General features: G+C 69.9%; 17 protein-coding genes and 1 riboswitch. Of the genes, 10 read left to right on the top strand and 7 right to left on the bottom strand.

The genetic code is table 11. The annotated features are described in order from the left end of the window. Positions 1 to 82 precede the first annotated feature (82 nt). Positions 83 to 1,465: an MFS transporter gene (locus tag F9B98_RS02765; RefSeq protein WP_150952538.1), complete on the bottom strand. Its 1,383-nt coding sequence runs from the start codon at positions 1,463 to 1,465 to the stop codon at positions 83 to 85. Positions 1,466 to 1,583: 118 nt separating this feature from the next. Between F9B98_RS02765 and F9B98_RS02770 the strand changes: the two genes are divergently transcribed. The 6 genes from F9B98_RS02770 (at position 1,584) to F9B98_RS02795 (ending at position 8,605) form a co-directional block, all read left to right on the top strand. Further along, the gene (locus F9B98_RS02770; RefSeq protein WP_150952542.1) at positions 1,584 to 3,305 is read left to right on the top strand and encodes a fumarylacetoacetate hydrolase family protein; all 1,722 of its coding nucleotides are present in this window, start codon (positions 1,584 to 1,586) and stop codon (positions 3,303 to 3,305) included. Beyond that, positions 3,302 to 3,988: a GntR family transcriptional regulator gene (locus tag F9B98_RS02775; RefSeq protein WP_150952545.1), complete on the top strand. Its 687-nt coding sequence runs from the start codon at positions 3,302 to 3,304 to the stop codon at positions 3,986 to 3,988. The genes F9B98_RS02770 and F9B98_RS02775 overlap by 4 nt, the downstream gene beginning before the upstream one ends. A 104-nt stretch (positions 3,989 to 4,092) precedes the next feature. Further along, entirely contained in the window at positions 4,093 to 5,613 is a 1,521-nt protein-coding gene (hpaE, locus tag F9B98_RS02780; RefSeq protein WP_150952548.1) for a 5-carboxymethyl-2-hydroxymuconate semialdehyde dehydrogenase, read from the top strand. 173 nt (positions 5,614 to 5,786) lie between these two features. Next, positions 5,787 to 6,941, top strand: a complete 1,155-nt coding sequence (gene hpaD / locus F9B98_RS02785) for a 3,4-dihydroxyphenylacetate 2,3-dioxygenase (RefSeq protein ID WP_150952551.1) — start codon at positions 5,787 to 5,789, stop codon at positions 6,939 to 6,941. A 93-nt stretch (positions 6,942 to 7,034) separates the two neighbouring features. Next, the gene (locus tag F9B98_RS02790; RefSeq protein WP_150952554.1) at positions 7,035 to 7,820 is read left to right on the top strand and encodes a fumarylacetoacetate hydrolase family protein; all 786 of its coding nucleotides are present in this window, start codon (positions 7,035 to 7,037) and stop codon (positions 7,818 to 7,820) included. Continuing rightward, positions 7,805 to 8,605, top strand: coding sequence for an HpcH/HpaI aldolase family protein (locus F9B98_RS02795; RefSeq protein WP_150952557.1), 801 nt, complete (start codon positions 7,805 to 7,807; stop codon positions 8,603 to 8,605). Before F9B98_RS02790 ends, F9B98_RS02795 begins: the two co-directional genes overlap by 16 nt. A gap of 55 nt (positions 8,606 to 8,660) precedes the next feature. Here the strand turns inward: F9B98_RS02795 and F9B98_RS02800 are convergent, their stop codons facing one another. The 3 genes from F9B98_RS02800 to glyA all read right to left on the bottom strand — a co-directional run bounded on the left by F9B98_RS02800 (position 8,661) and on the right by glyA (position 11,489). Next, positions 8,661 to 9,146 (bottom strand): cytochrome C5, encoded by a 486-nt coding sequence (locus F9B98_RS02800; RefSeq protein WP_150952560.1) that lies wholly within the window; start codon positions 9,144 to 9,146, stop codon positions 8,661 to 8,663. 90 nt (positions 9,147 to 9,236) lie between these two features. Then, entirely contained in the window at positions 9,237 to 10,121 is an 885-nt protein-coding gene (locus F9B98_RS02805) for a bifunctional methylenetetrahydrofolate dehydrogenase/methenyltetrahydrofolate cyclohydrolase (protein WP_150952563.1), read from the bottom strand. Between the two features lie 93 nt (positions 10,122 to 10,214). Then, positions 10,215 to 11,489 carry a serine hydroxymethyltransferase gene (gene glyA / locus F9B98_RS02810; RefSeq protein ID WP_150952565.1) on the bottom strand — a complete coding sequence of 425 codons (1,275 nt, stop codon included), beginning with the start codon at positions 11,487 to 11,489 and terminating at the stop codon, positions 10,215 to 10,217. Positions 11,490 to 11,546: 57 nt separating this feature from the next. Then, positions 11,547 to 11,632, bottom strand: a riboswitch (ZMP/ZTP riboswitch). Between the two features lie 126 nt (positions 11,633 to 11,758). Here glyA and F9B98_RS02815 point away from each other — a divergent pair. The 3 genes from F9B98_RS02815 (at position 11,759) to F9B98_RS02825 (ending at position 15,064) form a co-directional block, all read left to right on the top strand. Further along, complete coding sequence (locus tag F9B98_RS02815) at positions 11,759 to 12,145, top strand: YrdB family protein (RefSeq protein WP_150952573.1); 387 nt, start codon at positions 11,759 to 11,761, stop codon at positions 12,143 to 12,145. Beyond that, entirely contained in the window at positions 12,142 to 13,539 is a 1,398-nt protein-coding gene (locus tag F9B98_RS02820; protein ID WP_150952575.1) for an FAD-binding oxidoreductase, read from the top strand. The genes F9B98_RS02815 and F9B98_RS02820 overlap by 4 nt, the downstream gene beginning before the upstream one ends. Positions 13,540 to 13,663: 124 nt before the next feature. Then, positions 13,664 to 15,064, top strand: a complete 1,401-nt coding sequence (locus F9B98_RS02825) for a L,D-transpeptidase family protein (protein ID WP_150952577.1) — start codon at positions 13,664 to 13,666, stop codon at positions 15,062 to 15,064. 269 nt (positions 15,065 to 15,333) lie between these two features. On the opposite strand, the gene F9B98_RS02830 is transcribed toward F9B98_RS02825, so the two are convergent. Then, complete coding sequence (locus F9B98_RS02830; protein WP_150952579.1) at positions 15,334 to 17,553, bottom strand: NADP-dependent isocitrate dehydrogenase; 2,220 nt, start codon at positions 17,551 to 17,553, stop codon at positions 15,334 to 15,336. Positions 17,554 to 17,736: 183 nt separating this feature from the next. Here F9B98_RS02830 and F9B98_RS02835 point away from each other — a divergent pair, with 183 nt between their 5' ends. After that, positions 17,737 to 18,189, top strand: a complete 453-nt coding sequence (locus F9B98_RS02835; protein WP_150952581.1) for a GNAT family N-acetyltransferase — start codon at positions 17,737 to 17,739, stop codon at positions 18,187 to 18,189. A 177-nt stretch (positions 18,190 to 18,366) separates the two neighbouring features. Here F9B98_RS02835 and F9B98_RS02840 read toward each other — a convergent pair whose 3' ends face one another. Both F9B98_RS02840 and F9B98_RS02845 read right to left on the bottom strand, forming a co-directional pair. After that, a complete protein-coding gene (locus F9B98_RS02840) occupies positions 18,367 to 20,184 on the bottom strand; it encodes an ABC transporter ATP-binding protein (protein WP_150952584.1) in 1,818 nt (605 codons plus the stop codon). Continuing rightward, entirely contained in the window at positions 20,181 to 22,037 is a 1,857-nt protein-coding gene (locus F9B98_RS02845) for an ABC transporter ATP-binding protein (RefSeq protein ID WP_150952587.1), read from the bottom strand. Before F9B98_RS02845 ends, F9B98_RS02840 begins: the two co-directional genes overlap by 4 nt. Positions 22,038 to 22,273 lie beyond the last annotated feature (236 nt).

Consider the following 22,273-nt stretch of genomic DNA (forward strand, 5'->3'; position numbering starts at 1 on the left):
GCCCCGATCCTCCGGAGCCCGGCCCGCCCGCGCACGCCGAACGGCCCCGCCGCACCGCAGCGCGACGGGGCCGTGCTCGAGCTCAGACCTTCGACAGCCCGCGGACCGGGCTCACCTCCTGCTCGGCCTCGTGGTCGGGACCGAGGGGGATGCCGCTGCGGTCGCGCAGCAGCAGCGTGGCGATGGCGCCGAGCACGACCATGCCGGCCAGATACCACGTGACCGACATCGTCGACCCGGTCTCGCGCACCAGAGTCTCGGCGATCGTCGGCGCGAACGCCCCGCCGAGGATCGCGCCGAGGGCGTACGAGATCGACACACCCGAGAAGCGGATGGATGCCGGGAACAGCTCGGCGTAGAGCGCCGCCTGGGGTCCGTAGGTGAGGCCGAGGCCCACGGTCAGCACGATCAGGCCCAGCGTGAGAAGGCCGATGTTCGCGGTGCTGACCAGGGGGAACAGCAGGAAGACGCCCACCAGCAGCGCCGCCCAGCCGATGAGGTAGGTCGTACGGCGCCCGATGAGGTCGCCGATCCATCCGCCGATCCAGGTGAACACGAGCCACGACACCGCCGAGAGTGTCACCGCGCCGAGCACGTCGGCGGTCGCCAGGCCCACCGGCCCGTCGGGGTTGGTGGCGTAGCGCTGGATGTATCCGCCGGTGGTCATGTAGCCCACGGCGTTGTTGCCGGCGAAGACGAACGCGGCGATGATCACGAGCAGCGAGTGCTTGCGGAACAGCTGCACGATCGGCATCCGGGTCTGCTCTTTGCGCTCGGCGAGCTCGACGAACACGGGGCTCTCTTCGACCTTCTTGCGCACGTAGTAGCCGACGAGAATCAGCACGAACGACAGCAGGAACGGCACGCGCCACCCCCACGCGAAGAAGGCGTCTCCCGGGGCGATCACGGCCATGAGGCCGAGCATGCCGCTGGCGAGCAGCAGGCCGAGGGGCACGCCCAGCTGGGGCGAGGCGCCGAAGAGACTGCGCTTGGTCTTGGGGGCGTGCTCGACGGCCATGAGCACCGCGCCGCCCCACTCGCCGCCGGCCGAGATGCCCTGCAGCACGCGCAGCAGGATCAGCAGCACCGGGGCGGCGACGCCGATGACCTCGTAGGTCGGCAGCACACCGATGAGGGTGGTCGAGGCGCCCATCATGATGAGGGTCAGCATGAGCACCACGCGGCGGCCGTACTTGTCGCCGAGGTGCCCGGCGAGGAAGGCGCCGAGCGGGCGGAACAAGAAGCTCAGACCCACCGTCAGGAACGACAGGATCTGCGCGATTCCGGGGCCGGCGGGCGCGAAGAACAGCTGGCCGAAGACGAGGCCGGCGGCCGAGGCGTAGAGGAAGAAGTCGTACCACTCGACGGTGGTGCCGACAACGGTGGCGAAGACCACGCGGCGGCGGTCCTTCGGGGTGGAGATGGTGCCGGTGGGCGTGAAACCCTGCGGCTGAGAGCGGGACATGGGGACTCCTTCGAGACGTCATCGTCAGGCCCCGGGACGTCGTCGTCGGCGACGAGGCGCGGTGTTGCTGGGGCGTTCGTCATCGTATACGATTTCAAATACGACGCAAGGGAGCTTCATGAACGACACCACCGACCCCCGGTTCACCGTCCTCGGTGCACGCCCGGGCAAGATCGTGGCCGTCCACCTCGCCTACGGCTCGCGCGCCGACCAGCGCGGTCGGCGACCGGCCGCCCCGTCGTACTTCTTCAAGCCGTCGAGCTCCATGGCCCCCTCGGGCGCCGAGATCGAGCGCCCCGCGGGCACCGAACTCCTCGCCTTCGAGGGCGAGATCGCGCTCGTCATCGGCGACCCCGCGCGATGGGTGACTCCGGATGCCGCGTGGTCGCACGTGGCATCCGTCACCGCCGCCAATGACTTCGGTCTCTACGACCTGCGCGCGAACGACAAGGGCTCGAACGTCCGCTCCAAGGGCGGCGACGGATACACCCCGCTCGGCCCCGCGCTCATCGACGCCCGCGAGGTCGATCCCACCGCCCTGCGCCTGCGCACGTGGGTGAACGGCGACCTCGTGCAGGACGACTCCACGGCGGGCCTCATCTTCCCCCTCGCCCAGATCGTCGCCGACCTGTCGCAGCACTTCACCCTCGAGACCGGCGACGTGATCCTCACGGGCACCCCCGCCGGTTCGTCGGTGGTCGTCCCGGGAGATCTCGTGGAGGTGCAGGTGGATGCCGGCGCCCGCTCGACCGGCCGACTCCGCACGACCGTGACCCAGGGCGCGCAGTCCTTCAACCCTGCGATCGGCTCGCTGCCGGCGGTGGACGACACCCAGCGCACCGAGGCGTGGGGCTCGGCCGAGGCGGCCGCCGCCGCTGGGACTGCCACGAGAACAGGCGATGTCACCGCGACAGGCGAGAACCCGGCGCATCCCCCTGTTCCCGTCGCATCCCCTGTTCTCGTGACGGAGGCCCCGGCGCCCCACACCGCGCCGAGAACAGGCGATGTCACCGCGACAGGCGAAAACCCGGCGCATCCCCCTGTTCCCGACGCATCCCCTGTTCTCGGGACGGAGGCCCCGGCGCCCCACACCGTCGACGCCGCTGACACCGACGGGGAAGCGACGGAGGCGGCGACCGATACCCTCGCCCTCTCCCCCGCCCTGCGCGCCAAGCTCGAGCGCGTTCCCGTCGCCGCGCTCAGCGGGCAGCTGCGCAAGCGCGGCCTGAACGACGTCACGATCGACGGCGTGCACCCACTCACCCCGGGCAGCCGCTTCGTCGGCACGGCGCGGACGCTGCGCTTCGTCCCCCACCGCGAAGACCTCTTCGCCTCGCACGGCGGCGGGCAGAACGCCCAGAAGCGTGCCTTCGACGAGGTCGGCGAGGGCGAGGTCATCGTCATCGAGGCCAGAGGTGAGACCGGTTCGGGCACGCTCGGCGACATCCTCGCGATCCGCGCGCACGCCCGGAAGGCCGCAGCGATCGTCACCGATGGCGGGGTCCGCGACGCCGAGGCCGTGGCCGCGGTAGGCATCCCCGTGTTCACCGCGGGTCCCCACCCGGCCGTCCTCGGCCGCCGCCACGTGCCGTGGGAGACCGACGTCGCCGTCGGCTGCGGCGGCACGACCATCGAGCCCGGCGACATCCTCGTCGGCGACGGCGACGGCGTGATCGTCATCCCGCCCGCGATCGCCGAAGAGGTGGTCGACGCCGCCCTCGCGCAAGAGGCCGAGGATGCCTGGATCGCCGAGCAGGTGGCATCCGGTCACCCGATCAAGGGACTGTTCCCGATGAACGCGGAATGGCGCGCTCGCTACGAGAGCGAGGTCACCCGATGAGCGACGTCACCGCGAGCAGGAGCAAGTCGCAGCAGGCCTATCACTGGATCAAGCAGCGCATCGCCTCGCAGGACTTCACCCCCGGCTACCGCCTGGTGCTCGGCTCGATCGCCGGCGAGCTCGGCATGAGCGTCGTGCCGGTGCGCGAGGCGATCCGCCAGCTCGAGGCCGAGGGCCTGGTCATGTTTGAGCGCAACGTCGGAGCACGCGTGTCGATGGTCGACGACACCGCGTACCGCTTCAGCATGCAGGCCCTCAGCCTGCTCGAAGGCGCCGCGACCGCCCTGTCGGCTCGCGCGCTCACCGCCGACGACGTGCGCCGTGCCCGCCAGGTCAACGAGCTCATGGTCGAGACGCTCGAGCACTTCGACCCGCGCGCCTTCACCGCACTGAACCAGGAGTTCCACGCGATCCTCTTCGAGAAGTGCGCAAACCCGCGGCTGCTCGAGCTCGTCGAGGCGGAGTGGGCGCGCCTCGGGCACCTGCGCGACTCGACGTTCAGCTTCGTGCCGGGCCGTGCGGCGGAATCGGTGCGCGAGCACGAGAACATCCTCGTGCTCATCGAGAACGGCGCCCCGCTCGGCGAGATCGAGAAAGTCTCGCGCCGCCACCGCTCGGCCACCCTCGACGCCTACATGGTCCACGAGCACCCCGACGAAGTGCTCGGCCTGCCCGCTTTCTGACCTCGATATTCGATTCCGGATGCCATGACCCCGCGCCCCGACGACATCGCCGTCGCGGATCGCCCGGCGCCTGGCATCCACCCCTCTTCACCGAAGGAGCACCCATGACCACCCCGCTCACCACCGCCCGCCGCGTTCCGGCCGATCTGCCCGAGCGCATCCAGCACTACATCGGCGGATCGTTCGTCGACTCGGTCGACGGCGACACGTTCGACGTGCTCGACCCGGTGACCAATCAGACCTACCTGCGGGCCGCCGCCGGCAAGAAGGCCGACATCGACCTCGCCGTCGCCGCCGCGCGGAAGGCTTTCACCGAGGGACCCTGGCCCCGCATGGTGGCGCGCGAGCGCTCGCGCGTGCTGCACCGCATCGCCGACATCGTCGAGTCGCGCGACGAGCGCCTCGCCGAGCTCGAGTCGTTCGACTCGGGCCTGCCGATCACGCAGGCGCTCGGGCAGGCCCGGCGTGCGGCCGAGAACTTCCGCTTCTTCGCCGACCTGATCGTGGCGCAGACCGACGACGCCTTCAAGGTGCCCGGCCGCCAGCTCAACTACGTCAACCGCAAGCCGATCGGGGTCGCGGGCCTCATCACGCCGTGGAACACCCCCTTCATGCTCGAGTCGTGGAAGCTCGGCCCCGCTCTTGCCACCGGCAACACCGTGGTGCTGAAGCCCGCGGAGTTCACCCCCCTGTCGGCCTCCCTGTGGGCGGGCATCTTCGAAGAGGCGGGCCTGCCCGAGGGCGTGTTCAACCTCGTCAACGGCCTCGGCGAAGACGCCGGCGACGCGCTCGTGAAGCACCCCGAGGTGCCGCTCATCTCCTTCACCGGCGAGAGCTCGACGGGCCAGCTGATCTTCGCCAACGCCGCGCCCTTCCTGAAGGGCCTGTCGATGGAGCTGGGCGGCAAGAGCCCGGCCATCGTGTTCGCCGACGCGGATCTGGATGCCGCGATCGACGCCACGATCTTCGGCGTCTTCTCACTCAACGGCGAGCGCTGCACCGCGGGCAGCCGCATCCTCGTGCAGCGCGAGGTGTACGACGAGTTCGTCGAGCGCTACGCCGCCCAAGCCGACCGCGTGAAGGTCGGCTACCCCGACGACCCCGAGACCGAGGTCGGCGCCCTCGTGCACCCCGAGCACTACGCGAAGGTCATGTCGTACGTCGAGCTCGGCAAGACCGAGGGGCGCCTGGTGGCCGGCGGCGGCCGGCCCGCGGAATTCGACGAGGGCAACTTCGTGCGCCCCACGGTCTTCGCCGACGTCGCGCCCGACGCGCGCATCTTCCAGGAGGAGATCTTCGGCCCCGTCGTGGCCATCACCCCCTTCGACACCGACGAGGAAGCCCTGGCCCTCGCGAACAACACGAGGTACGGCCTGGCCGCCTACGTCTGGACCAACGACCTCAAGCGCGCGCACCTGTTCGCGCAGAACGTCGAGGCCGGCATGGTGTGGCTGAACTCCAACAACGTCCGCGACCTGCGCACCCCCTTCGGCGGCGTGAAGGCCTCGGGCCTCGGTCACGAGGGCGGCTACCGCTCGATCGACTTCTACACCGACCAACAGGCCGTGCACATCACGCTCGGCCCCGCTCACAACCCCACCTTCGGCAAGGCGCAGGCGCACTGAGCCCCGCGCCCGCGCCACGGCACACGTGCCCTGCGCACAGGCGGCCCAGATCACGTGACCTCGGCGAGATCACCCGTCATGACACGTCGTCTCGCCGACATCACATGATCTGGACGCCCTCCTCCACTACACACCACCCACAGACGCCGATACACACGCAAGGACGCGACCCCATGGCAAAGCACACCGAAGAACAGAAGACCTCCTCCGGGTTCTGGGTGACCGAAGAAGCACCGATCCACTCGGACGACCCCATCCCCACGCCCACCTCTCCCGCGCCCGACATCCTGCGCTGCGCGTACATGGAGCTCGTGGTGACCGACCTCGCGGCATCCCGTGTCTTCTATGTCGACATCCTCGGCCTGCACATCACCGAAGAGAACGACGAGGCGATCTACCTCCGCTCGACCGAGGAGTTCATCCACCACAACCTCGTGCTGCGCCAGGGCCCGGTCGCGGCCGTCGCCGCCTTCTCGTACCGGGTGCGCAGCGCGGACGACCTCGACAAGGCCGTCGCGTTCTACACCGAGCTCGGCTGCGACGTGCGCCGCGAACCGAACGGGTTCACGAAGGGCATCGGCGACTCGGTGCGCGTGGTCGACCCCCTCGGCTTCCCGTACGAGTTCTTCTTCGACACCGAGCACCAGGAGCGCCTGTCGTGGCGCTACGACCTGTACTCCCCCGGCGAGCTCGTGCGCCTCGACCACTTCAACCAGATCACCCCCGACGTGCCCCGCGCGGTGAACTTCATGCAGTCGCTCGGCTTCCGCGTGACCGAGGACATCCAGGACGATGAGGGGACCGTCTACGCGGCCTGGATGCGCCGCAAGCCCACCGTGCACGACACCGCCATGACCGGCGGCGACGGACCCCGCATGCACCACGTGTGCTTCGCCACGCACGAGAAGCACAACATCCTCGCCATCTGCGACAAGCTCGGCGCCCTCCGCCGATCGGATGCCATCGAGCGCGGCCCCGGCCGCCACGGCGTCTCGAACGCGTTCTACCTGTACCTGCGCGACCCCGACGGTCACCGCGTCGAGATCTACACGCAGGACTACTACACCGGCGACCCCGACAACCCGGTCATCACGTGGGACGTGCACGACAACCAGCGCCGCGACTGGTGGGGCAACCCCGTCGTGCCGTCGTGGTACACCGAGGGTTCGCTCGTTCTCGACCTCGATGGCACCCCGCAGCCGGTGCGCGCCCGCACCGACTCGAGCGAGATGGCCGTGACCATCGGCGCCGACGGCTTCAGCTACACGCGCGCCCCCGAGCCCGCGGCATCCGCCCCGGCCGAGTTCAAGCTCGGCAACCAGCTCTGACCCACCCCCTTTCGCGTGAGGCGCCAAGATCTGTCGCCTGGGACCCCTCCGAAGCGACAGATTTTGGCGCCTCACGCGGCTCGAAAGGAACGCATGCTCACCGACGCACAGATCGACGTCATTGCGGCCGAGCTCGCCGAGGCCGACCGCACGCACGCGGTCATCCCGCGCATCACGGCGAGATTCCCGGATGCCACGGTCGACGACTCCTACCGGATCCAGGGTCGCTGGCGCGATACGCAGCTCGCCGCGGGCCGCACCCTCGTCGGGCGCAAGATCGGCCTGACCTCGAAGGCGATGCAGCAGGCGACCGGCATCACCGAGCCCGACTACGGCGTGATGTTCGACGACACCGTCTATCGCTCGGGCGACGAGATCCCGGTCGCCCTGTTCTCGAACGTGCGCATCGAGGTCGAGCTGGCCTTCGTGCTGAAGACCCCGCTCGAGGGCCCCGACTGCACGCTGGAGGACGCCCTCGCCGCGATCGACTACGCCGTGCCTGCGCTCGAGGTGCTCAACTCGCACATCGAGCTCGAGGGTCGCACAATCGTCGACACGATCAGCGACAATGCCGCCTACGGCGCGATGGTGCTCGGCGATGTACACAAGCGCCCCGACGAAATCGACCTGCGGTGGGTTCCGGGCGTGCTCAGCCGCAACGGCGAGATCGAAGAAACCGGCGTCGCCGCGGGCGTCCTCGGCCACCCGGCGACCGGGGTGGCGTGGCTGGCGAACACCTTCCACCAGCACGGCGCGCGCCTGGAGGCGGGCGAGGTCATCCTGGCAGGATCGTTCACGCGCCCGATGTGGGTGTCGCAGGGCGATGACGTGCTGTGCGATTACGGACCGATGGGAACGATCTCGTGCCGCTTCGTCTGACCCCGACCTTCCGCGCCGCCCTCGCGGCATCCGACCGCCCCCTCGCCGGCATGTGGGTGTGCTCGGGCAACGCCACGATCACCGAGGTCGCCGCGGGCTCGGGCCTCGACTGGCTGCTGCTCGACATGGAGCACTCCGCGACCTCGCTCGAGGCGGTGCTGACCCAGCTGCAGGTCGCCGCCGCCTACCCGGTCACCCCGGTCGTGCGCGTGCCGTGGAACGACCCCGTGATGATCAAGCGGGTGCTCGACCTGGGCGCGCAGAACCTCATCGTTCCCATGATCTCGACCGCCGACGAGGCCCGTGCCGCGGTCGCCGCCACGCGGTACCCGCCGCAGGGCGTGCGCGGTGTCGGCAGTGCGCTGGCCCGCAGCGCCCGCTGGAACCGCGTCGACGACTACCTCGCCGACGCCGCCGAGCACGTCTCGCTCACGGTGCAGATCGAGACGACGACGGGCGTCGACAACGCCGCCGAGATCGCCGCGGTCGAGGGAGTGGATGCCGTCTTCGTGGGCCCCAGCGACCTCTCGGCGTCGATGAGCCTGCTCGGCCAGCAGTCGCACCCCGACGTCGTCGCGGCGGTGCACCGTGTGTTTCAAGCGGCTCGGGATGCCGGGACCCCGGTCGGCGTGAACGCCTTCGACCCCGCGGTGGCCGAGGCCTACCTCGACGCCGGTGCCGATTTCGTGGCGGTCGGCGCCGACGTGGCTCTGCTGGCCCGGGCGTCCGAGGCGCTCGCGGCGCGGTTCGTCACCGCCCGCACGGAGCAGCGCGACAGCTACTGACCTGGACGACGACGGGCCGGACGATCGCTCGCCCGGCCCGTCGTCGTTTCGAGGGTCAGTCCTCGTCTTCGTCGTCTTCCTCGTCGTCGTCGCCGATGATCTCGATGTCCTCGACCTCGAGCTCGGGCGTGAGCTGCACGTGCACGAGAGCGTCGGGGAACGAGGTCTGACCGGCGAAGACCACGATGATCGCGTCGGCGAACACGCCCACGCCGATCGCCTCGAGGTCGGTGCGCAGGTCGACGTCGGCATCCAGCTCGTCGTCGTCGAGGGCGTCCTCGATGTCGCTCGAGATCTCCTCGACGATCGCGCGCCAGCGCTCCTCGCTGACCGAGAGCACGTCCTTGAGGTTGCTCATGATCGCGTCGAGGTCGGGCGCCTCGTCCTCGTCGACCTCGGGGTCGAGGTCGACCTCCACCTCGACGCCGGCGGCATCCAGGTGTCCGGAACCGATGACGCTGTCTTCGTCGATCTGGGCGTCGTCGAGCAGGCCGCTCTCGGTGACGCGGCGGAGGAGGTCGTTCAGCACGGACTCAGTCATGAGAAAACCTTGCCACGTCGCGCGCCCGTGCGCCTCCCCATTGCGTGCGACGCTCCGTCTGTTCAGCCCGCGGCACGCCGCGGTTCACCCTCAGACGGATGCCGCCCGCTCGGCCGCCTCGACCACGTTGGTCATGAGCAGGGCCACGGTCATCGGCCCGACCCCGCCCGGGTTGGGCGAGACGAAGCCGGCGACGTCGGCGACGTCGGGGTGCACGTCGCCGTGCACACGCGACTTTCCGGTCTCGGGGTCGGTCTCGCGCGTGACGCCCACGTCGAGCACCGCGGCGCCCGGCTTGACGTCTTCCGCGCGCACGATGTGCTTCACACCCGCGGCGGCGACGATGACGTCGGCCTCGCGCAGGTGCTTCGCCAGGTCGGCGGTGCCGGTGTGGGTGAGGGTGACGGTCGCGTTGATCTCACGACGGGTCAGCAGCAGCCCGATCGAGCGGCCGATCGTGACGCCGCGGCCGACGACGACGACCTCTTTGCCCGTCAGGTCGTAGTCGTTGCGAAGCAGCAGCTCGATGACCCCGCGCGGCGTGCACGGCAGCGGCGTGTGGATCGGGGCGTTGACGTTGAGCACGAGACGCCCGAGGTTCGTGGGGTGCAGGCCGTCGGCATCCTTCGCGGGATCGATCCGTTCGAGGATCGCGTCGGTGTCGATGTGCTTCGGCAGCGGCAGCTGCACGATGTAACCGTGGCACTCGGGGTCGGCGTTGAGCCGGTCGATGACGGCCTCGACCTCTTCCTGCGTGGCCTCGGCGGGCAGCTCGACCTGGATCGAGTTCATGCCGATCGCCTCGGACTGCTTGTGCTTCATGCCGACGTACAGCTGCGAGGCGGGGTCGGCGCCCACGAGCACCGTCGCGATGCCCGGGACGACGCCCTTCGCGCGTAGGGCTGCGACGCGCTCGGTCAGCTCCGCCTTGATCGCCGCCGACGCGGCCTTACCGTCGAGAATCGTCGCCGTCATGGCATCCCTCGTTCTGAATCCGTCATTCGTGTCGAGCCGTGCAGGTCGCCCGCCGGAACGGGGCCGCCGCAGCAGCCCCGCCCCGGCCCGGGCTCACTGCTGCAGGTCGGGGTACAGCGGGAAGGCGTCGGCGAGCTTCGCGACGCGCGCGCGCAGGGCCTCGACGTCGGCGCCGGGGATCAGCGCGAGCGCGATGATGTCGGCCACCTCGGTGAACTCGGTGTCGCCGAAGCCGCGGGTCGCGAGCGCCGGGGTGCCGATGCGCAGGCCCGAGGTCACCATCGGCGGACGCGGGTCGTTCGGAACGGCGTTGCGGTTGACCGTGATGTGGATGTCGTGCAGCAGATCTTCGGCCTGCTTGCCGTCGATCTCGGCCTCGCGCAGGTCGACGAGCACGAGGTGCACGTCGGTGCCGCCCGAGCGCACGGCGATGCCGGCGTTCTTCACGTCGTCCTGGGTGAGGCGGTCGGCGAGGATCGACGCGCCCCGCAGGGTGCGCTCCTGGCGCTCCGTGAACTCCGGCGTCATCGCGAGCTTGAACGCCGTGGCCTTCGCGGCGATGACGTGCATAAGCGGACCGCCCTGCTGGCCGGGGAAGACCGCGGTGTTGATCTTCTTCGCGATGTCGGCGTCGTTGGTGAGGATGAGGCCCGAGCGGGGGCCGCCGATCGTCTTGTGCACCGTGGTCGAGACGACGTGCGCGTGCGGGATCGGCGAGGGGTGCACGCCCGCGGCGACCAGGCCGGCGAAGTGCGCCATGTCGACCCACAGCAGAGCGCCCACCTCATCGGCGATCGCGCGGAACGCCGCGAAGTCGAGCTGGCGCGGGTAGGCCGACCAGCCGGCGATGATGACCTTCGGCTTGTGCTCGACGGCGAGGCGACGCACCTCGTCCATGTCGATGACGCTGGTCTCGGGGTCGACGCCGTAGGCGACGATGTCGTAGAGACGGCCGGAGAAGTTGATCTTCATGCCGTGCGTCAGGTGACCGCCCTGGTCGAGGGCGAGGCCGAGCAGCGTGTCGCCGGGGCGCGCGATCGCGTGCAGCACGGCGGCGTTGGCCGAGGCACCGGAGTGCGGCTGGACGTTGGCGTACTCGGCGCCGAACAGCTGCTTCGCGCGCTCGATCGCGAGCGACTCGGCGACGTCGACCTCTTCGCAGCCGCCGTAGTACCGGCGACCGGGGTAGCCCTCGGCGTACTTGTTGGTGAGCACCGAGCCCTGCGACTGCAGCACCGAGACGGGAACGAAGTTCTCCGACGCGATCATCTCGAGGAAGCCGCGCTGGCGGTTGAGTTCGCGCTCGAGGACCTCGGCGATCTCGGGGTCGACCTCCGACAGAGGGGCGTTGAAGTACGGATCGGTCATGCGATCTCCTTGACGATGGTTCCGGATGCCGCGGGCTCGGCGAGCCCGCAGTGTTACCGCATCGACCCAGGCGTGCGGTCGAATACCGTCAAGCGGTCGCTCCCCGGTGGTGTCCCACCTCAACGCCAGTCGCGACGGTGCCACTTTAGCGGGAAAACCCTCCCGCGACCCGCGTGTCCCGGCATCCACCGTTCCTCCACAGGAACGCGATCGGCTCGACGGTGAGGGATCCCGGATGCCGTGTCCCGGTGCCCGCGTAAAATGGCGGGGTGACCGACTCCCGCAACGTCCGCGCCCAGGCGCCTCTCGCTCCCGGCATGCGCCCCCGGCCGTCGGCGCTGGAGATCGGCAGCGTCGTCTGCGGCCTGTTCGCCTTCGTGACCCTCGCCATCTGGGGCTTCCTCGCCTGGCCGTTCCCCTGGAACATCGTCGCGGGCATCGGCGCCCCGGCCCTGGCGATCCTCGTGTGGGCCCTGTTCGTCTCGCCGCGGGCCGTGCTCGCGGTGCACCCGTTCGTGCGCGCCCTGGTCGAGCTGTTTGTCTACGCGGCCGCCACGGTCGCCTGGTGGAGCATGGGCCAGGCGTGGATCGGCCTGGTCTTCGCGATCGTCGCCGTCGTCCTCGGCGCGCTGAACGGCCGACGGCGTCTGGCATGACCGTCGACGGCGCGACGGGGTCCGCGCCTTCGCGCGAGCACGTTCTCGCGCTGCTCCGGGCCGAGCTCGGCGCGCGCCTCGACACCGCCCCCGCCGCCCTCGAGGCGGCCCGCGCCGACAAGTCGGGCCACGCGGCCGAGGGCCTCCCCCTCGCGGTGGTGCACGCGGCATCCATTGCCGATGTCCAAGCGGTCATGCGCATCGCCACCGCCACCCGCACGCCCGTCGTCCCGCGCGGAGCCGGCACCGGACTCGCGGGTGGAGCCAACACCGGCGGCGGCGAGATCAGCCTCTCGGTGCGCGGCATGGACCGCGTGCTCGAGGTCCGCGCCGACGACCTGCTGGCCGTGGTCGAACCCGGCATTCTGAACGCCGACCTCAACGCGCAGCTCGAACCGCACGGCGTGTGGTGGGCGCCCGATCCCGCGAGCCGGGCGATCTCGACCGTCGGCGGCAACATCGCCACCGGCGCCGGGGGCCTGCTGTGTGCGAAGTACGGTGTCGTGCGCGATGCGGTGCTCGGGGTCGACGTCGTGCTCGCCGACGGGCGCCTCATGCATTTCGGTCACCGCAGCGTGAAGGGCGTGACCGGCCTCGACCTGACCTCGCTCGTCATCGGGTCGGAGGGCACGCTCGGGGTCGTCGTGGGTGCCACCCTCAAGCTCCGCCGACTCGTCGAGGGCGAGCGCGTGACCCTTACGGCCCTGTTCGAGGGCGTGCGGGCCGCAGCCGTCGCCTCCGCCGCCGTCACGGCATCCGGAATCCAGCCCGCGATCATGGAATTGATGGATGCCACGAGCCTCGCGGCCGCGCATCGCCTGCTGTCCCTGCCGGCCCCTCCCGTCGGCGCCGCGCAGCTGACCATCCAGACCGACGGGCCCGTCGCCGCCGACGAGGCCGCCGCGATCGCCGAGGTTCTGCGCGCAGCGGGTGGCGCCGTCGCCGTGGCCGCGGACGCCGCCGAGGGCGAGGCGCTCCTGGCCGTCCGCCGCGCGATGCACCCCGCGATGGAGACGCTCGGCACCGCTCTCATCGAGGACGTGTCGGTTCCCCGCAGCGCTCTGCCCGACATGTTCGACGAGATCGCGCGGATCGAGCGGCAGTTCGGTCTCGTCATCCCCGCTGTCGCGCACGCGGGGGACGGCAACCTGCACCCCAACTTCGTCTTCGAGGGGCCCGACGTGCCGCCCGTGGTCTGGGAGGCCGCCGAGGAACTGTTCCGCGCCGCCCTCTCCCTCGGTGGGACGCTCACCGGCGAGCACGGGATCGGGGTGCTCAAGCGTCGATGGCTCGCCGACGAACTGGGCGACGACCAGTGGCGGCTGCAGCGTGACATCGCGCGGGTCTTCGACCCGCTCGGCATCCTGAATCCGGGCAAGGTCTTCGAGCCGTGAGCGCGTTCCGCGGCCGTCCTGGCCGTGTCGCGCCGTCGCCGTGATCAGACCGTGATAGATCTCGCGGGCAATGCCCACCCGGCCCCTCTACCATGAGAAGACTGACTATCGGGGGGTTTGACTTATGACCGACGGCGCACCTGGCACCGACGGCGCGACGTACGCCTGGGCTCCGCCCGAGCCCGTGAAGCGCAAGAACCGCTCCGGCCTGTGGATCGGCATCCCCGCCGGTGCGACGGCCGTGGCGCTCATCGCCGCTTCGCTTGTGCTGATCGCCCCGGGCGCGTCGGTCGCGGGCGTTCAGATCGGCGGTCTGACCGCCGGCGCCGCCGCCCAGGCCATCACGAACCGCCTCGCCGAGACGAAGGTCACCGTCGATTCGCCCGCCGGCTCGGTCACCGTTACCGGTGCCGACCTCGGCGCGACCGTCGACGCCTCGGCCCTCGCCGACAAGGCGTTCGCCGACAACCCCATGTGGAAGCCCGCGTCGTGGTTCCCCGAGGGCACCGGCGTGCAGGTGCAGGTGAACGCCGACGAGGCCGCCACCGCCCTGAAGAACGGCGCACCCGGCACCTACCGGGCCCCCGTCGACGCGACCATCGCCTACGACGCCGGTTCGCAGGCCTACGTCTCCACCCCCGCCGAGGCGGGCGAGGGCATCGACGTCGCCGCCGTGACCGCCGCACTGCAGTCCGCCTTCGACGCCGGTCAGACCACCACGACCGTCGATGCCGCCCTCGTGCCCGTCGACGCCCCCGTCTCGACCGACGACGCGAACGCGGCGGTGGCCAGCCTCAACGGCATCCTGGATTCCGTCGGCTTCTACGTCGGCGAGGAGCGCACCGTCGCCGTCGATCGCGCGACCGCCGCGTCGTGGCTCACGATCACCCCCGACGGCAAGGGCGACTTCGCCGTCTCGGCCGACCAGGCCGCGATCCAGTCCGCCGTCGAGGGCCTCCCCGGAGCCGTCGACCGCGCCGCCGTCAACGCCGACGTGATCGTCGACACCGGCGGAGAGGTCATCAAGGCCATCACCGAGGGCCAGACGGGCCGCTCGCTCGGCGACACGAGCGGGGTGGCCGCCGCCTTCGCGAAGCAGCTCGCCGAGGGCAACGGGCGCTACGCCCTGCCCGTCACCGAGACGCCGTTCGAGACCACGAAGACCGAGCGTCGCATCGACGTCAACCTCAGCACCCAGACCACGACCCTCTGGCAGAACGGCCAGGTGTACCGCACGTACACCATCTCGTCGGGCGCGGGCGACCACGCCACCCACACCGGCAACTTCCGCATCGGTTGGAAGACCCCGATGCAGGACATGGGCTGCGTGCCCGGGTACGACTACTGCACCAAGGACGTCCCCTGGGTCGCCTACTTCAACGGCGACGAGGGCTTCCACGGCACCTACTGGCACAACAACTTCGGCACCCCGATGAGCCACGGCTGCATCAACATGACGATCCCGCAGGCCAAGGAGCTCTACGACTGGGCCTACCGCGGCACGGAGGTCTCGGTCCACTACTGAGCCCGGGTTCCTGAGAGGGGCGGATGCTTCGGCATCCGCCCCTCTCTCTTTTTCCGCCCGCGTGAGTCGCCGAAATCTGTCGCTTCGCGAGGCGTCCAGGCGACACATCTTGGCGACTCACGCGGGCTCCGGCGGGCCGGTTCGGAGCGCACGTGAGAGCTCGAGAGGTGTCGCCTCCGGCGCTGCACAGCGACACCTCGTGACCCCTCACGCAGGCAACAAAGAAGGGGCGGATGCCGTGTGGCATCCGCCCCTTCCGGGTTTCGGGATCAGCGCAGGGCGTCGACCACCGCGTTCAGCGTGGCCGAGGGGCGCATGACCTTCTCGACGAGCTCGGTGTTCGGGCGGTAGTACCCGCCGATCTCGGCGTGGTGGCCCTGGACGGCGTTGAGCTCGGCGACGATCGTCTGCTCCTCCGCGGCCAGCTTCTCGGCGACCGGGGCGAAGACGGCGGCAAGGTCGGCGTCCGTCGTCTGCTGCGCCAGCTCCTGCGCCCAGTACAGGGCGAGGTAGAAGTGGCTGCCGCGGTTGTCGATCGTGCCGAGGGCACGGCCGGGCGACTTGTCGTTCTCAAGGAACGTGCCGGTCGCGGCATCCAGCGTCTGCGCGAGCACTCGCGCGCGGTCGTTGCCGGTCGTGTCGGCCAGGTGCTCGAGCGAGGCCGCCAGGGCGAAGAACTCACCCAGCGAGTCCCAGCGGAGGTAGTCCTCCTCGACGAGCTGCTGCACGTGCTTGGGGGCCGAGCCGCCGGCGCCGGTCTCGAACAGGCCACCGCCCGCGAGGAGCGGGACGATCGAGAGCATCTTGGCGCTCGTGCCGACCTCGAGGATCGGGAACAGGTCGGTGAGGTAGTCGCGCAGCACGTTGCCGGTGACCGAGATCGTGTCCTCGCCACGACGGATGCGCTCGAGCGAGTACGTGGTCGCCTCGGCGGGCGCGAGGATCTCGATCGTGAGGCCCTCGGTGTCGTGGTCGGCGAGGTACTCGTGCACCTTCGCGATGAGGTTGCGGTCGTGCGCGCGGGTCTCGTCGAGCCAGAACACGGCCGGCACACCGGTGGCGCGGGCGCGGGTGACGGCGAGCTTCACCCAGTCGCGCACCGCGACATCCTTGGTCTGGGTCGCGCGCCAGATGTCGCCCGTGTTCACCTCGTGCTCGAGCAGCACGTCGCCGTTCGAGGCGACGACCTGCACGCGGCCGGGGGCGGCGATCTCGAACGTCTTGTCGTGGCTGCCGTACTCCTCGGCCGCCTGGGCCATGAGACCGACGTTTGGCACCGAGCCGATGGTGGCCGGGTCGAGGGGGCCGTGGGCGATGACATCCTCGATGGTCGCCTGGTACACACCGGCATACGACGAGTCGGGGATGACCGCGAGGGTGTCGTCCTCTCCCCCGTCGGCACCCCACAGCTTGCCGCCGTTGCGGATGAGTGCGGGCATCGACGCGTCGACGATGACGTCGCTCGGCACGTGCAGGTTCGTGATGCCCTTGTCGCTGTTGACGTACGACAGACGGGGGCCGGATGCCAGGGCCTCACGGATCTCGGAGGCGATGGCGTCGCCGCCCTCGACGTTCGACAGACCCGCGAGGATCGAGCCGAGTCCGTCGTTGGGAGTGAGGCCGGCCGTCGCGAGGGCGTCGCCGTGGCGGTCGAACACGTCGGCGAAGAACGCCTTGACGACGTGACCGAAGATGATCGGGTCGCTGACCTTCATCATCGTGGCCTTCAGGTGCACCGAGTAGAGCACGTCGTCGGCCTTCGCCTGCGCCAACGTGTCGGCGAGGAACGCGTCGAGCGCTGCGGCCGAGAGGAAGGTGGCATCCACGATCTCGCCCTGGAGGACCTTCAGCCCCTCCTTCAGCGTGGTGGTGGTGCCGTCGGCGGCGACGTGCTGGATCGTGAGGACGCCGTCGTCGGAAAGGACGACCGACTTCTCGTTCGAACGGAAGTCGTCGTGGCCCAGGGTCGCGACACGGGTCTTCGAGCCCTCACCGAACGCCTTGTTGCGGTGCGGGTGCTTCTTGGCGTAGTTCTTCACCGCGAGCGGGGCGCGGCGGTCGCTGTTGCCCTCGCGCAGCACGGGGTTCACGGCGGAACCCTTGATGCGGTCGTAGCGCGCGCGCACGTCCTTGTCTTCGACGCTCGTCGCCTCGTCGGGGTAGTCGGGGATGTCGTAGCCCTGCGACTGAAGCTCCGCGATCGCGGCCTTCAGCTGCGGGATGGATGCCGAGATGTTAGGCAGCTTGATGATGTTCGCCTCGGGGAGCGTGGCGAGTCCGCCGAGCTCGGCGAGGGCGTCGCCGACCTGCTGCTCGGGCGTGAGGCGCTGCGGAAAGGCCGCGAGGATGCGGCCGGCGAGCGAGATGTCGCGGGTTTCGACGTCGACACCCGCCTGCTTCGTGACGGCCTGCACGATGGGCAGGAACGACGCGGTGGCGAGAGCCGGCGCCTCGTCGGTGTACGTGTAGATGATGGTGGAATCGGGCACGTCAGATCTCTCCGTAGAGGCGGCCAGGGTTGCGATTCAGCCTATCGCACGTGGGCAAAGTCTCTTGATGTCGAGATAGTTCGCGGCATCCGTTTCCCGTCTTCTCCGAGCCGACAGCCCCGGCAAACGCATGCGCGGACATGCGATCTTGGGTCGAGGTGTCGGTGCCGCTAGCCTGTGAGCATGGCTGACCTGCGTCTCGTCGAACTGTCCGCCGCCACGATCGTGGCCGTGAACACCCTGTCGCTCAAGCCCGGGCAGGAGCAGTTCCTCGCTCCGGTCAGCTACGGCATCGCCGCGACCGTCAGCAACCCGCAGACGTCGTGGCAGCGCGTCGTGCTCGACGGCGACGAGGTCGTCGGCTTCGTCAGCGCCAACTTCGACCCCGACGCCCACGAGGAGCACTTCCGCTCCGTGCTGTGGCGCATCAACGTCGACGCCGACGAGCAGGGCCGCGGCGTGGGCAGCTACGCCATCGCCGCCGTGCTCGAAGAGGCCCGTGGCCGCGGCATGGACCACGTCGACGTGATCTACGAGCCCGGCGTCGGCGGTCCCGAGGCGTTCTTCCAGCGCGTAGGCTTCCAGCCCGTCGGCGAGACGGAGTACGGCGAGATCATCGCCCGCGTCAACGTCTGACGCGTTCCGGGTGCGCCCGGTTGCGCGCGGTTGCGTCGGTGGGCTCTGCGGGCAGCGCGCACCGAGCTGCCTCTGACTTGCGGTTCCGCGTCGAATGGCATCCACGTCTGCTCTTCGGGCGCGGGGAAGACGGATGCCACGCCCCCGGGGAGCGTGGCATCCGGTGTTCGCGGTGGATCAGACGAGCGACTCGCGCCAGGCCGCGTGCAGCTGGGCGAACTTGCCCGTGCCGGCGATCAGGGCATCGGGGGTGTCGTCCTCGATGATGCGCCCGTGCTCCATGACCAGCACCCGGTCGGCGATGGCGACCGTGGACAGGCGGTGCGCGATGATGATCGCCGTGCGGTCGGCGAGCAGGGTCTGCAGCGCGTTCTGGATCTGACGCTCGCTGGGGATGTCGAGCGAGGCCGTGGCTTCGTCGAGGATCAGCACGGCCGGGTCGGCGAGGAACGCGCGCGCGAACGAGATCAGCTGGCGCTGACCCGCCGAGACGCGGCCTCCGCGCTTGTTCACGTCGGTGTCGTAGCCGTCGGGCAGCTTCGAGATGAAGCTGTCGGCGCCGACCGCGCGCGCTGCGGCGCGGATCTCGTCCATCGTGGCGTCGGGCTTGCCGAGCGCGATGTTGTCGGCCACGGTCCCGCTGAACAGGTAGGCCTCCTGCGTGACCATCACGATCGCGCGGCGAAGATCCTTCGGGTGCAGGCGGCGCAGGTCGACGCCGTCGAGCGTGACCGCCCCCTTCGACGGGTCGTAGAAACGCGACACGAGCTTCGCGAGCGTCGACTTGCCCGCACCCGTGGTGCCCACCAGCGCGACGGTCTGACCGGCGGGGAGGTCGAGGGAGAAGTGCGGCAGGATGACCCGGTCGTCGGAATAGCCGAAGGTCACGTCGTCGAAGCGCACGTGGCCCTTTGCGGTCCACAGGTCGATGGGGTCGGTCGGGTCGGGAACCGTCGGCTCCTCCTCGAGCACGCCCGAGACCTTCTCGAGCGCCGCCGTCGCCGACTGGTACGAGTTCAGGAAGAACGCGACCTCCTGCAGCGGCGAGAAGAAGTTGCGCACGTAGAGGACGGCGGCCGTGAGCACACCGATCTCGAGCGGTCCGGCGATGACGCGACCGCCGCCCCACAGCAGCACGACGGCCACCGAGACCGCAGCGACGGCCATGATGCCCGGCTCGAAGGTTCCGAACAGCTTGATCGAGCGCATGTTGACGTCGCGGTAGTCGGCGGCGAGCTTTCCGAACTCCTCGTCGTTGCGCGGCTCTTTGCGGAAGGCCTTGACGGCGCGGATGCCGGTCATGGACTCGACGAACTTCACGATCACCTGCGCACTGATCACGCGCGACTCGCGGTAGATGACCTGCGAGCGCGAGTAGAACCAGCGCATGAGCAGGTACATCGGGATGCCCATCACGGTCAGGATCAGACCCGACTGCCAATCGATGAGGAACAGCGCACCGAGGGTGAACAGACCGTACAGAACGCCGGACACCAACTCGTTCAGGCCGCCATCCAGCAACTCGCGGATGGTGTCGAGGTCGCTCGTCTGGCGCGAGATGATGCGGCCCGACGTGTACGACTCGTGGAACTCGAGGCTGAGCTTCTGCGTGTGCAGGAAGATGCGCTTGCGCAGGTCGAGCATGACGGCCTGCGTGAGGCGCGCGGCGACGACGACGTACCACCCGATGAGGACGGCGCCACCGATGCCCGCGAGCAGGTACACGCCGACCACGCCGATGGTCGGCATCCAATCCGAGCGTTCGATGACGGCGGGCAGGGCGTTGTCGATTCCGAAGGCGATCAGGGCCGGGCCCGCGACGCGCAGCGCGGTCGAGACCACGAGGACGGCACCGGCGAGGATCAGCTGCCAGCGCAGCGGCGAGACGAGCGAGCCGAGCAACCGCAGCGAACGCCGACGGATGGAGCGGCTCTCGTCGCGCGTGTAGTCGGAGCGGTCTTCGCCGCTGGTCCCGGAGACGGTGGCGGTGCTCATCGGGTCGCCTCCTTCTCAGTGAGGGCGTCGTCGGTGAGGACGGGGATCGCCCCCGTCCGGGCTTCGCGCTCGGCCTCTTCGAGGCTCGAGATGACGTAGCGGTAGTGGTCGCTCTGCCGGAGCAGATCGGAGTGCGTGCCGACCGCGGTGATGCGGCCGTCCTCGAGCAACGCGACCCTGTCGGCGAGCGTGACCGTCGAGGGACGGTGCGCCACGACGAGGGCGGTGGTCTCGCTGAGCACCTCGCGCAGGGCGTCCTCGACGAGGGCCTCGGTGTCGACGTCGAGCGCCGACAGGGGGTCGTCGAGCACGAGCACGGCCGGGCGCGCGGCGACCGCACGGGCGAGGGCGAGGCGCTGACGCTGACCACCGGAGAGGCTGAGCCCCTCTTCCCCGATGACGGTGTCGAGTCCGTCGGGCAGGTCGTAGACGAACTGCGCCTGAGCGACCTGCAGCGCTTCGCGCAGGATCTCCTCGGCCTCGTCCGACCCGGGCGTGAGGTCTTCACGGCCCAGCAACACGTTGTCGCGCACCGTCTGCGAGAACAGGGTCGCGTCCTCGAACGCCATGCCCACATGACGGCGCAGCTCCGCGAGCGTGAGGTCGCGCACGTCGACACCGTCGATCAGCACGCGACCGCCCGTGACGTCGTAGAGGCGTCCCGGCAGGGTCGTGAGCGTGGTCTTGCCCGAGCCGGTCAGGCCCACGAGCGCCATGGTCTCGCCCGGGTGCAGCACCAGGTCGACGCCGTCGAGCAGATCGCGCTCGGTGTCCGCGGCATCCTGGTAGCGGAAATGCGCGTTCTCGAACGTGAGCTCTCCGCGGGGCTCGGCGATGGTGCGGGGGTTCTCGGGATCGACGATGGTGTTCTGCTCGTCGAACACCTCGAAGATGCGGTCGGTCGCCGTGCGCGCGTCGAGCAGGAACGAGAAGAGGAAGCCGATCGACTCCATCGGCCAACGCAGCACCGTCGCCATCGCGAAGAACGCGACCAGCTCGGGCACCTGCAGCTGTCCGAGCTGCGTGAGCACGATGCCCGCCCCCAGGCACACCGCGAACGCGATGTCGGGCAGCAGCACCAGCCAGAACCAGATCCAACCGACCGCGCGGGCCTTGTCGATCTCGGTCTCGCGCAGGGACTCGGCCTGACGCGTGAACTTCTTCAGGGCGTGCGCACCCCGACCGAACGCCTTGAGCACCCGGATGCCGTGGACGCTCTCTTCCACGGAGGTGGCGAGGTCGCCGGCCTGGTCCTGGCTCTGACGCGTGAGCGCACCGTAGCGCTTCTCGAAGCGGAACCCGACGTAGATCACCGGGGCCGAGGTGACGAGGAAGAGCGCGCCGAGCAGCCAGTGCCAGCGGAACAGCAGCACGGCGCCGATGACGATCGTGAGCATGTTGACCACGAGCAGGATCACGCCGAACGCCAACCACCGGCGGAGCATGCTGATGTCCTGCATCATGCGCGAGAGCAACTGGCCCGACTGCCACCGGTCGTGGAAGGCGACCGGCAGGCGCTGCAGGCGGGAGTAAAACGACTGGCGCAGGTCGTACTCGACCTTGGTGGCGGGCGCGAGAACGAACCAGCGACGCAGCCACACCATCGCGGCCTCGGCGAGGCCGAGCCCGAGCACCGCGAGCGAGCCCCACACCAGGGCCGTGGGGTCGAGCGAGGCGATGGGACCGGCGACGATCTGCTCGAGCACCAGGGGGATCGCGAGGGCGAGAAGGCTGGCGACGAGCGCGGTGACGGCACCCGCGATGAGACGCGGGAGCACGGGTCTGGCGATGGGGAGGAGCCGCGCGAGCGCGCGCGGTGTGGAGAGGCGGGGCGGGGTGGAAGAGGGAGTCATGATCCTCGTGGGGTCGAAGCGGGCGCCGGGATCGGGCGCGGAGAGGGATGCCAGGGGCGCGACGAAGCTCGTCGGTCGGGGCTGTGCGGGGGCGCCGGAGCGCGAACGCGGGGCCCTACGGGCGTCGGCCGGGGCGCGCGGCGACGGAGGGCGCAGCGACGGCCGGGGCGACGGGGGCGTCGGTCTGGTCCATGGCATCCTCCTTGTTCGGTGAAGCGTCCGCCGGGGGGACGGCA

Origin of the sequence: Microbacterium testaceum StLB037 (genome assembly GCF_008763945.1) — a bacterium.
Taxonomy (GTDB): Bacteria; Actinomycetota; Actinomycetes; order Actinomycetales; family Microbacteriaceae; genus Microbacterium; species Microbacterium testaceum_G.

Excerpts from the sequence above, each read along its gene's own strand:
- F9B98_RS02775 (WP_150952545.1), top strand. The coding sequence starts at position 3,302 with ATGAGCGACGTCACCGCGAGCAGGAGCAAGTCGCAGCAGGCCTATCAC.
- F9B98_RS02765 (WP_150952538.1), bottom strand. The coding sequence starts at position 1,465 with ATGTCCCGCTCTCAGCCGCAGGGTTTCACGCCCACCGGCACCATCTCC.
- F9B98_RS02835 (WP_150952581.1), top strand. The coding sequence starts at position 17,737 with ATGGCTGACCTGCGTCTCGTCGAACTGTCCGCCGCCACGATCGTGGCC.
- F9B98_RS02825 (WP_150952577.1), top strand. The coding sequence starts at position 13,664 with ATGACCGACGGCGCACCTGGCACCGACGGCGCGACGTACGCCTGGGCT.
- glyA (WP_150952565.1), bottom strand. The coding sequence starts at position 11,489 with ATGACCGATCCGTACTTCAACGCCCCTCTGTCGGAGGTCGACCCCGAG.
- F9B98_RS02845 (WP_150952587.1), bottom strand. The coding sequence starts at position 22,037 with ATGACTCCCTCTTCCACCCCGCCCCGCCTCTCCACACCGCGCGCGCTC.
- F9B98_RS02770 (WP_150952542.1), top strand. The coding sequence starts at position 1,584 with ATGAACGACACCACCGACCCCCGGTTCACCGTCCTCGGTGCACGCCCG.
- hpaE (WP_150952548.1), top strand. The coding sequence starts at position 4,093 with ATGACCACCCCGCTCACCACCGCCCGCCGCGTTCCGGCCGATCTGCCC.
- F9B98_RS02805 (WP_150952563.1), bottom strand. The coding sequence starts at position 10,121 with ATGACGGCGACGATTCTCGACGGTAAGGCCGCGTCGGCGGCGATCAAG.
- F9B98_RS02820 (WP_150952575.1), top strand. The coding sequence starts at position 12,142 with ATGACCGTCGACGGCGCGACGGGGTCCGCGCCTTCGCGCGAGCACGTT.
- F9B98_RS02840 (WP_150952584.1), bottom strand. The coding sequence starts at position 20,184 with ATGAGCACCGCCACCGTCTCCGGGACCAGCGGCGAAGACCGCTCCGAC.
- hpaD (WP_150952551.1), top strand. The coding sequence starts at position 5,787 with ATGGCAAAGCACACCGAAGAACAGAAGACCTCCTCCGGGTTCTGGGTG.
- F9B98_RS02790 (WP_150952554.1), top strand. The coding sequence starts at position 7,035 with ATGCTCACCGACGCACAGATCGACGTCATTGCGGCCGAGCTCGCCGAG.
- F9B98_RS02800 (WP_150952560.1), bottom strand. The coding sequence starts at position 9,146 with ATGACTGAGTCCGTGCTGAACGACCTCCTCCGCCGCGTCACCGAGAGC.